At 70.0% G+C, this 9677-nt stretch carries 10 protein-coding genes and 1 pseudogene; 2 read left to right on the forward strand and 9 right to left on the reverse strand.

Annotation, left to right across the window (positions count from 1 at the left end; all coding sequences use genetic code 11):
• Nucleotides 1-332, forward strand: a pseudogene (locus R2N01_RS10110) (hypothetical protein); the annotation flags it as partial.
• 123 nt (nt 333-455) lie between these two features.
• Here R2N01_RS10110 and R2N01_RS10115 read toward each other — a convergent pair.
• Nucleotides 456-2054, reverse strand: coding sequence for an ABC-F family ATP-binding cassette domain-containing protein (locus R2N01_RS10115; protein WP_316670788.1), 1599 nt, complete (start codon nt 2052-2054; stop codon nt 456-458).
• 277 nt (nt 2055-2331) lie between these two features.
• Here R2N01_RS10115 and R2N01_RS10120 point away from each other — a divergent pair, with 277 nt between their 5' ends.
• Nucleotides 2332-2541, forward strand: coding sequence for a hypothetical protein (locus R2N01_RS10120; RefSeq protein WP_316670790.1), 210 nt, complete (start codon nt 2332-2334; stop codon nt 2539-2541).
• 55 nt (nt 2542-2596) lie between these two features.
• Here the strand turns inward: R2N01_RS10120 and R2N01_RS10125 are convergent, their stop codons facing one another.
• The 8 genes from R2N01_RS10125 to pdxT form a co-directional block, all read right to left on the reverse strand.
• On the reverse strand, nt 2597-3013 hold the full coding sequence (locus R2N01_RS10125) for a metal-sulfur cluster assembly factor (protein ID WP_316670792.1): 417 nt from the start codon (nt 3011-3013) through the stop codon (nt 2597-2599).
• Nucleotides 3010-3474, reverse strand: a complete 465-nt coding sequence (sufU, locus tag R2N01_RS10130; RefSeq protein ID WP_316670794.1) for a Fe-S cluster assembly sulfur transfer protein SufU — start codon at nt 3472-3474, stop codon at nt 3010-3012. Before sufU ends, R2N01_RS10125 begins: the two co-directional genes overlap by 4 nt.
• On the reverse strand, nt 3474-4727 hold the full coding sequence (locus R2N01_RS10135) for a cysteine desulfurase (protein WP_316670796.1): 1254 nt from the start codon (nt 4725-4727) through the stop codon (nt 3474-3476). Before R2N01_RS10135 ends, sufU begins: the two co-directional genes overlap by 1 nt.
• The gene (gene sufC / locus R2N01_RS10140) at nt 4717-5466 is read right to left on the reverse strand and encodes a Fe-S cluster assembly ATPase SufC (RefSeq protein ID WP_316670798.1); all 750 of its coding nucleotides are present in this window, start codon (nt 5464-5466) and stop codon (nt 4717-4719) included. Before sufC ends, R2N01_RS10135 begins: the two co-directional genes overlap by 11 nt.
• A gap of 103 nt (nt 5467-5569) precedes the next feature.
• The gene (gene sufD / locus R2N01_RS10145) at nt 5570-6775 is read right to left on the reverse strand and encodes a Fe-S cluster assembly protein SufD (RefSeq protein WP_316670802.1); all 1206 of its coding nucleotides are present in this window, start codon (nt 6773-6775) and stop codon (nt 5570-5572) included.
• The gene (gene sufB, locus R2N01_RS10150; protein WP_316670804.1) at nt 6776-8218 is read right to left on the reverse strand and encodes a Fe-S cluster assembly protein SufB; all 1443 of its coding nucleotides are present in this window, start codon (nt 8216-8218) and stop codon (nt 6776-6778) included.
• Entirely contained in the window at nt 8215-8922 is a 708-nt protein-coding gene (locus R2N01_RS10155) for a winged helix-turn-helix transcriptional regulator (protein WP_316670806.1), read from the reverse strand. Before R2N01_RS10155 ends, sufB begins: the two co-directional genes overlap by 4 nt.
• Nucleotides 8923-9126: 204 nt before the next feature.
• A partial coding sequence (gene pdxT / locus R2N01_RS10160) for a pyridoxal 5'-phosphate synthase glutaminase subunit PdxT (RefSeq protein ID WP_316670809.1) occupies nt 9127-9677 on the reverse strand: 551 nt, incomplete at its 5' end.

Raw genomic sequence — 9677 nt, forward strand, 5'->3', positions numbered from 1 at the left:
AGTTCGCCCGAGTGCTCTCCGACGCCGGGCGCCTCGTCGTGGCGACCCCGACGACGGCCCACCTGGCCGGGCTGCGCGCGGCCCTCGGCCTGCTCGACGTGGCCGGCGACAAGTCCGACCGCCTCGCCGGGCAGATGGGCGCGGCGGGCCTCGGCCTGGCCGGCCGGCGGCTCGTCGAGTTCGACGCCGAGTGCACGTCGGGCCAGCTGCGCGACCTGGTGGGCATGGGCCCGAACGCTTTTCACGAGCACGCCGCCCCGTGCGGCCCGGGGTCCATCACGGTGAGCGTTCTCGTGAGCGTCTTCGCGCGAACGACCCGGACCGACCCGTGAGCGTCTCATCGCGGACGGCGCGATCACGGAACGGGCCGCCCCGACAAGGGGCTGCGTGCAGATCGATCGTCACGATCGCAACGGCGGCGCGGACATGTGCGCTTCGGCAGGAGCTGAGCCGACTCAGGCCAGGGCGACCAGTTCCGCGTAGTCATCGCTCCACAGGTCCTCGTCGCCGTCGGGCAGCAGGAGGACGCGGTCGGGCTCGAGGGCCTGGACGGCGCCCTCGTCGTGGGTGACGAGGACCACTGCGCCCCTGTAGGCGCGAATCGCCTGGAGCACCTGCCCGCGGCTGGCCGGATCGAGGTTGTTCGTCGGCTCGTCGAGCAGCAGCACATTGGCCGCGCTGACGACGAGCGTGGCCAGTGCCAGACGGGTCTTCTCGCCGCCCGACAGCACGCGCGCCGGCTTGTGGTCGTCGTCGCCGGTGAACAGGAAGGCGCCGAGCACCCTGCGGGCGTCGGTGTCGGTCAACTGCGGCGCGGCCGCCTGCATGTTCTCGAGCACGGTGGCGCCCATGTCGAGCATGTCGTGCTCCTGGGCGAAGTAGCCGAGCTTGAGGCCGTGCCCGGCCAGCACCCGGCCCGCATCGGGCTCCTCGACGCCGTACAGCAGGCGCAGCAGGGTCGTCTTGCCGGCACCGTTCAGGCCCAGGACCACGACACGGGACCCCCTGTCGATGGCGAGATCGACGCCGGCGAAGACCTCCAGCGAGCCGTAGGCCTTCGACAGCGCCTCGGCCATGAGCGGGGTCCTGCCGCACGGGGCCGGGTCGGGCAAGGAGATCGCCGGGACCCTGTCCCGGACCCGTTCGTCCTCGGTGCCGGCCAGCAGCCGCTCGGCGCGGCGGGCCATGTTCTGGGCGGCGACGGCCTTGGTGGCCTTGGCGTGCAGCCTCTCGGACTGGGTCATCAGCCGGGCGGCCTTGCGCTCGGCGTTGAGGCGCTCGCGGCGGCGGCGCTTCTCGTCCGCCTGGCGCTGGGCCAGGTAGAGCCTCCACCCCATCGAGTAGACATCGAGCGTCGCGCGGTTGGCATCCAGGTGGAAGACCTTGTTGACGGCCTCGTCCAGCAGCTCGGTGGAGTGGCTGATCACCATGACGCCGCCGGCGTAGGTCCTCAGGAAGTCGCGCAGCCAGGCGATCGAGTCGGCGTCGAGGTGGTTCGTGGGCTCGTCGAGCAGCAGGGTGTCGGCATTGCTGAACAGGATGCGGGCCAGCTCGACACGGCGGCGCTGGCCGCCGGACAGCTCGTGCAGCGGCTGGGCCAGGACGCGGTCGGACAGGCCGAGACTGGCCGCGATGCGCGCGGCCTCGGCCTCGGCGCCGTAGCCGCCGGCCGCGACGAAGGCGGCCTCCGCCCGGTCGTAGGCCGCCATGGCCCTCTCCCGCCCCGCGCCGCCGGCACGGGAGATGTCGTCGGTGGCCCGGGCCATCCTGGCCATCAGGGACTCGATGTTGCGGGCCGAGACGATGCGCGAGCGCGCCGTGACCGACGTATCCGATTCGCGTGGGTCCTGAGGCAGGTAGCCGATCCGGCCCGAGCACCTGACCGATCCGCCCGAGGCCGGGCCCTCACCGGCCAGGACGCGCATCGTCGTCGTCTTGCCGGCGCCGTTGCGCCCGACGACACCGATCCTGTCGCCCTTGATCACCTGGAAGCTCACCGGGGAGAGCAGCAGACGGGCGCCGACGCGCACTTCCAGATCAGTGGCTTGTATCACAGCGCTCCTGCACCTCCCGACAGCGGACCGCCGTCCATTCTCCCGCGTTACGGGGCGCCGGGCAAAGACGGCCCTCCCGGCCGGGCGCACCGGTCACAGGAGCCCGGGGCACCGGGGAGCGCTCCTCCGATTTGTCCGTCAGGGGCCCTGGAGCGCACAATGAACATACTTGCATTTTCGCGTACATCCGTCGTAGTTCTGCCGGCGGTGCGATGAACGCGGGGAGCAGGCGCCCCCACGCATCCCTTGTCCCGCAAGCGGCACGACGATGACGGAAGTGAACCAGATGTCCGACGCATCGCGGCCGTATCGTCGCCGCCCGGTACTCCGGTTCCTTCTCACCGCGTTGATGGTCCTGGGCGTCAACGCGCTCATCCAGGTCTTCATCGGTGCGCCGCTGGGCGTCGTCGAGAACGTCTGCTGGCTCGTCTCGGCGGCCCTGCTGGGCTGGGCCGCGTCCTTCGGCCGCGACAGGCTCGGCGACTGATCCGGGGCGAGAACGGCCGAGGACCGGGTCCGGATCAGCCCCGGCGAGCACCCCGCTAGACGTTGAAGCCGATGTAGCGCAGCTGCTCGCGCCCATCATCGGTGATGCGGTCCAGGCTCCACGGCGGCAGCCAGACCCAGTTGATCGTCACCGAGTTGACGATGCCGTCGAGGGCCGACTGGGCGCCCCACTCGAGCTGATCGGTGAGCGGGCAGGCCGGGCTCGTCAGCGTCATGTCGATGACGACATTGGCCTCCTCGTCGATCTCGACGCCGTAGACGAGGCCGAGATCGACGACATTGACCATGAGCTCCGGATCGATGACCTCCTTGAGGGCCTCGAGGACCTGGTCCTGGGTGGGGGGCGTCGTGACACCGATCGGGGCATCGGGCAGCCTGTCGCGCACCAGATCGGATGGGCGCTGCCCGTCCTCCGGCACGAAGCCGCCGCCCGGGGACTGCTGCTCTGTCATGTCGTCGTCTCCTCTTCGTCCACGATGTCCGCACCGGCACGGGCGAGTGCGTCGCGCAGGGCCATCCAGCTCAACATGGCGCACTTGACGCGCGCCGGGAACTGCGAGACGCCGGCGAACGCGATGGCATCCTCGAGGACGTCCTCGTCCGGTTCGACGCGGCCCCGGCTCTCCATCATCTCCTTGAACACGGCGAAGGTGTCCATCGCCTCCTCCACCGTTCGGCCGATCACCAGGTCGGTCATGACCGAGCTGGAGGCCTGCGAGATGGAACAGCCCTCGCCCGCGTAGCTCACGTCGCCGATCCGGTCGCCGTCGAGGGCCACACGCAGGGTCAACTCGTCCCCGCAGCTGGGGTTCACGTGGTGCACCTCGGCGCCGAAGGGGTCGCGCAGCCCGCTGTGATGCTTCTGCCGGTAGTGGTCCAGGATAATGTCCTGGTACATCTCCTCGACGTTCATCAACGGCCTTTCAGCTTGCCGGTGAAGAAATCGTGCGCCCACACGATGGACTCGCACAGCGCATCGATCTCGGACTCCGTCGTGTAAAGATACCCGGATGCGCGGGCCGAGCTCTGCACGCCGAGGCGGCGGTGGAGCGGCTCGGCGCAGTGGTGCCCGCCGCGCACGGCGATGCCCCTCGAGTCGAGCAGCTGCATGAGATCGTGCGGGTGCACCCCGTCGACGGTGAAGGAGATGGCCCCCCCGCGGTCGACGGCCCGTGTCGGGCCCATGACGTGCACCACGGGGATCCGGCCGAGCCGGTCCAGGGCGTACTGCGTGATCTCGCGCTCGTGGGCGGCGATCCGTTCCATGCCGAGGCCGGTCAGGTAGTCGACGGCCGCGCCCAGGCCGACCGCCTGGGCGATCGGGGGCGTACCCGCCTCGAACTTGTGCGGCACCTCGGCCCATGTGGAGCCCTCCATCGTGACGACGCCGATCATCTCGCCGCCGCCCAGGAACGGGGGCAGCTCGTCGAGCAGGGCGCGCCTGCCCCACAGGACGCCGATACCGGTCGGGCCGAGCATCTTGTGCCCGGTGAAGGCCAGCAGGTCGACGCCGAGCTCGGACACGTTCGTGGGCAGGTGCGGCACGCCCTGGGAGCCATCGGCGATCATGACGGCGCCGACGGCGCGGGCCTGCTCGGCGATCCGCGCGATCGGGTTGACGGTGCCCAGCACATTGGAGACCCAGGCCAGGGAGACGACCCTGGTCCGCTCGTTGATGAGCCCGTCGCGTTCGGCGGCCGCCAGGTCGAGGCGGCCCTCCCCGGTGATGTCGAACCAGCGCAGCCTGGCCCCGGTGCGCTCGCACACCATCTGCCAGGGGACGAGATTCGAGTGGTGCTCCATCACCGAGACGACGACCTCGTCGCCCGGCCCCAGTCGGGTCCCGAGCGTATCGGCCGCCAGGTTGAGGGCCTCGGAGGCGTTCTTGGTGAAGACGATCTCCTCGGGGGCCTTCGCGCCCACGAACTCGGCGATCTTCGCGCGAGCGCCCTCGTAACCGGCCGTCGCCTCGGCGCCGAGCGCGTGCATGGCGCGGGCGACGTTGGCGTTGTGCTCGCGGTAGTGGCGCTCCACCGCCTCGATCACGCACTCCGGCTTCTGGGAGGTGTTCCCGCTGTCCAGGTAGACGAGCGGGCCGGAGCCCACCCGCCGGCTCAGGACCGGGAAGTCGCGGCGGACCGCCTCGACGTCGAAATCACTTGGCATACTGCTCGTAGCCCCGCTCCTCGAGGTTGTCGGCGAGTTCGGCGCCGCCGGTGACTTTGACGCGCCCATCCACGAAGACGTGGACGCGATCGGGGTGCACGTAGCGCAGGATGCGCGTGTAGTGCGTGATGAGCAGGACCGACTTGCCCGGCCTCTTGGCGAAGCCCTCGATGCCCGCGGAGACGACCCTGAGGGCGTCGATGTCGAGGCCCGAGTCGATCTCGTCGAGAATGGCGGCCCTGGGGTCGAGCAGCCAGAGCTGGGCTATCTCGCCGCGCTTCTTCTCACCGCCGGAGAAGCCCTCGTTGACCGAGCGCTCGGCGAAGTCGCTGGACAGGTCCATGGTGGTCAGGGCCTCGTTGACCTGCTTGGGCCAGGTGCGGACCCTGGGGGCCTCACCGGCCAGGGCGGTCTTGGCGGTGCGCAGGAAGTTGGCCATCGAGACGCCGGGCACCTCGACCGGGTACTGCATGCCCAGGAACAGGCCGGCGCGGGCGCGCTCGTCCACCGGGACGTCCGACAGCTCGACGCCGTCGAGGGTCACCGAGCCCCGGGTGATGGTGTACTTCGGGTGGCCGGCGACGGCGTAGGCCAGGGTCGACTTGCCGGAGCCGTTGGGGCCCATGATGGCGTGCACCTGGCCGTCGCCGACGGTCAGGTCGACGCCCTTCAGGATCTCCTTGGGGCCATTCTCGGTGTCGACGTCGACATGCAGGTCCTTGATGACGAGTTCGGCCATGCGCTTCAGTTCTCCTTAATCAGTTCCTCGACGCCGCCGGGAATCTGATCGTCCTCGACGCGAACGGGGTGCACGGGTACGGGCTGGGGCATTCTCGCGCGGTTCATCCCCCGGTGCCCCAATCGGGCGCGATCGCGTCCAGCTGGCGCTGGACGGCGGCCATGAGGCGCTCGGCCACCTCGGGGATACCGATGCGGCGGACGATCTCGACGAAGAAGCCCTGGACGACGAGACGGCGGGCCTCGGCCTCGGGGACGCCGCGGCTGCGCAGGTAGAACAGCTGCTCGTCGTCGAAGCGGCCGGTGGTGGACGAATGGCCCGCGCCCTCGATCTCACCGGTGGCGATCTCCAGGTTCGGGATCGACTCGGCGCGGGCGCCCTGGGTCAGCAGGAGGTTCTTGTTGGCCTCGTAGGTGCTGATCCCCTCGGCCTCCTTGCGGATGAGCACGTCGCCCACCCACACGCCGAGCGAATCCCTGTCCTGCAGGGCGCCGCGGTAGTCGATGTTCGAGCGGCTCAGCGGCTGGTTGTGGTCGATGAACAGGCGGTGCTCGACGTGGCGCCCGGAGTCGACGAAGTAGAGGCCGAACTGCTCGAGTTCGCCGCCCGCGGACTCGTAACTCGCGCGCTCGAGCATGCGAGTGACCGCGCCGCCGAGCGAGGCCTGCACGGTGCGGACCGTGGCATCGTGGCCGATGAGCAGGGATACCTGGGCGACGTGCACGGCGTCGGGGGCCCAGTCCTGGAGGGTGACCATGTCGACATGGGCGCCCGCGCCGATGCGCACATCGATCTTGTCGGCGACCTGGGCCGAGCCCTCGAAGCGCAGCAGGATCTGGGCCCTGGCGCCCGCGCCGACATCGACGATCGTCTGCTCGTAGGCGGGCCTGTCGGCGCCGACGCCGGTGAAGTTGAGCTCGACGGGCTCGCTCAGCTCCAGCCCGGCGGGCACCGTGACCAGGCGGGCGCGGTCCGTATTGGCGACGGCGATCGCCGAGGTGCGGTCGGCCGGGGGCTCGACGGCGGCGGCGCGCACGGCATCGCCCTCGACGAAACCGGCGGTCACGCCGACGGGCAGCTGAAGGGCGCAGTCGAGCCCGATGCCGGTGGCCCCGCTCGTCAGCAGGCCCTCGATCCTGTCCACCGGGGTGAAGCGCCAGACCTCCTCGCGTCCGGTGGGCACGGGATGGTCCTCGAGGTTCCACGAGACCCTGGGATGCAGGTGCGAGGCGACGGCCTCGAGGGCGCCGCCGACCGCCTCCGCGCTCGCCGGTTCGGCCACAGCAACAGCTCCGTTCTCCTGGGACATTCAGCCCACCGCGCCTTCCATCTGAAGCTCGATGAGGCGGTTGAGCTCGAGCGCGTACTCCATCGGCAGCTCACGGGCGATGGGCTCGACGAAGCCGCGCACGATCATGGCGCGGGCCTCATCCTCGTTGAGGCCGCGCTGCATCAGGTAGAACAGCTGGTCCTCGGAGATCCTGCTGATGGTGGCCTCGTGCTCCATCTGCACGTCATCGGTGCGCACGTCCACGTAGGGATAGGTGTCCGAACGGGAGACGTTGTCGACGAGCAGGGCGTCGCACTTGACCGAGGACATCGAGTGGTGGGCGTCCTCGGCCACCGCGACCAGGCCGCGGTAGCCGGTGCGCCCGCCGTTGCGGCTGATCGACTTCGAGACGATCGTGCTCGACGTGTACGGCGCCGTGTGGACCATCTTGGCACCGGTGTCCTGGTGCTGGTCCTCACCGGCGAAGGCGATCGACAGGGCCTCGCCCTTGGCGTGAGCGCCCATGAGCAGGCAGGACGGGTACTTCATGTTGGACTTGGAGCCGATGTTGCCGTCGATCCACTCCATCGTGCCGCCCTCGGCCACCGTCGCGCGCTGGGTCACCAGGTTGTAGACGTTGTTCGACCAGTTCTGGATGGTCGTGTAGCGGCAGCGCGCGTTCCTGCCGACGATGATCTCGACGATGGCGGCGTGCAGCGAGTCGCTCTTGTAGATCGGGGCCGTGCAGCCCTCGACGTAGTGCACATAGGCGTCGTCGTCGACGATGATCAGCGTGCGCTCGAACTGACCGAGGTTCTCGGTGTTCATGCGGAAATAGGCCTGCAGGGGGATCGTGCAGTGAACGCCCTTCGGCACGTAGATGAAGGAGCCGCCGCTCCACACGGCCGTGTTCAGCGCGGCGAACTTGTTGTCGCCGGCCGGGATGACCGAGCCGAAGTACTCCTTGAAGAGCTCCGGGTGCTCCTTCAGGCCGGTGTCGGTGTCGGTGAAGATGACGCCCTGGCGGCCGAGCTCCTCGTTGATCTTGTGGTAGACCACCTCGGACTCGTACTGGGCCGCGACGCCGTCGACCAGGCGCTCCTTCTCGGCCTCGGGGATGCCCAGCCGGTCGTAGGTGTTCTTGATGTCCGCGGGCAGATCGTTCCAGTCGCTGGCCGGCCTGTCCTGGGCGCGGACGAAGTACTTGATGTCGTCGAAGTGCAGCTTCGACAGATCGCAGCCCCACGTGGGCAGCGGCCTGCGCTCGAACTGCTCCAGACCCTTCAGGCGCAACTCGAGCATCCACTCGGGCTCGTTCTTGAGACCGGAGATGCCGCGCACGACATCCTCGGAGAGACCGCGCCGGAAGGCCGCCGAGTAGCCATCGGCGTCGTGCCAGCCGTACTTGTAGGTGGTCAGGTCCTCGACCAGTTCGTCGCGCTCGGCGAACCTGTTCTCGGGCCTCGTGTCGACCTGCGTCATGCGCGTGTTGCCTCTCGCTCGTGATGGTCGGTGGGCATGGTGTCCAACGGGATGTTCGTGGTGCACACACCGTCGCCGTGGGCGATGGTGGCGATCCTCTGCACCTGGGAGCCGAGGAGCCTGGCGAACATGCTCGTCTCGGCCTCGCAGAGCTGGGGGTACTCGGCCGCCACACGAGCGACCGGGCAATGGTACTGGCACAGCTGATGGCCGCCGGGGGCCTCGCTGACATGGGCCGCGTAGCCCTCCTCGTCGAGGACGATGGCCAGGGCCTCGACCGGGTCGGCGTCCGGGGTTCCGGCGCGGAGCTGGCGGTACCGGGCCTCCACCTCGACGTAGCGGCGCTCCCCCACCGCGACGACGGCCTCGGGACCGGCGGCCCTGACGAGCGCGCCGAGCGCCTGCAGGGCGAGCCTGTCGTAGTCCTGGTAGAAGGACGAGCGGCCGCGGTCGGTGAGGACGTACTCCTTGGCGGGGCGCCCCCGGCTCCGGCGCCCGCGCACGAAGCGCTCCTGCTCGACGACCTGGCCGCCCGACTCGAGGATGCCCAGGTGACGCCGGACGGCGGTGGGGGTGACCCCGAGGCGCCCGGCCAGCTCCGCGGCAGTGGCGGGGCCGTTGGCGAAGAGCTCGTGCAGCACCTGGTGACGGGTGGACTCCTCGCCCCTCTCGGGCTCGGCGCCCGGCCCCGTCACTGATTTCATAACCCCATTGTTTCCTAAATCGATGATCAGTCAAACCCACTCGCCCGGAGCGAATCTCGGGGACAACAAGGGGTTTCGTTGATCTTTCGATAAGGCCTGCCTGATTCCTACCCGTTTTCCCGCGATGCGGACCAGACGGGACGCAGTCCGCCGCGGCCTGCCCCTTCGGCGGAACGGGCCGCAGCGGACCGGCGACACGACTGATCAGGGCAGGTTGGCCGGGCGGGCGTCCCGGGAACGGACCCGCCCGACGAATGCGCGGTGCACGCGGCGGTCGGCGGTGAGCTCGGGATGGAAGGACAGCGCCGTGACCGCCCCTTGGCGGACGCCGACGACCCGGTCCCCCACCGTCGCGATGACGCGGACGGCGCCGCCGACGCGCGCCACGACGGGGGCCCTGATGAAGACCGCCTCGACCCCCTCGCCGATGCCGTCGACGTCCAGCTCGGTCTCGAAGGAGTCGAGCTGGGAGCCGAAGGCGTTGCGGCGCACGCCGATGTCGAGCACGCCCAGGCCGCGCTGGCCGGCAGCGGCGTCGAGCAGCTCGGCGGCGCACAGGATCATGCCGGCGCAGGTGGCCAGCACGGGCAGCCCGCCGGCGACGGCCTCGCGCAGCGGCGCGAAGACGCCGAAGTCGCGCGCCAGCCTGTCGAGCACCGTCGACTCCCCGCCGGGGACCACGATGCCGTCCAGCCCGCCGAGCTCGGCGGGCAGCCGGACGGCGCGGGTGCGGGCGCCGCTGGCGCCCCGGGGGG

The organism is uncultured Propionibacterium sp. (genome assembly GCF_963539965.1).
GTDB lineage: Bacteria > Actinomycetota > Actinomycetes > Propionibacteriales > Propionibacteriaceae > Propionibacterium.

Coding starts and splice junctions, on each gene's coding strand:
- R2N01_RS10125 (WP_316670792.1), bottom strand. CDS start 3,013: ATGACAGAGCAGCAGTCCCCGGGCGGCGGCTTCGTGCCGGAGGACGGG.
- sufU (WP_316670794.1), bottom strand. CDS start 3,474: ATGAACGTCGAGGAGATGTACCAGGACATTATCCTGGACCACTACCGG.
- R2N01_RS10135 (WP_316670796.1), bottom strand. CDS start 4,727: ATGCCAAGTGATTTCGACGTCGAGGCGGTCCGCCGCGACTTCCCGGTC.
- sufC (WP_316670798.1), bottom strand. CDS start 5,466: ATGGCCGAACTCGTCATCAAGGACCTGCATGTCGACGTCGACACCGAG.
- sufD (WP_316670802.1), bottom strand. CDS start 6,775: ATGTCCCAGGAGAACGGAGCTGTTGCTGTGGCCGAACCGGCGAGCGCG.
- sufB (WP_316670804.1), bottom strand. CDS start 8,218: ATGACGCAGGTCGACACGAGGCCCGAGAACAGGTTCGCCGAGCGCGAC.
- R2N01_RS10155 (WP_316670806.1), bottom strand. CDS start 8,922: ATGAAATCAGTGACGGGGCCGGGCGCCGAGCCCGAGAGGGGCGAGGAG.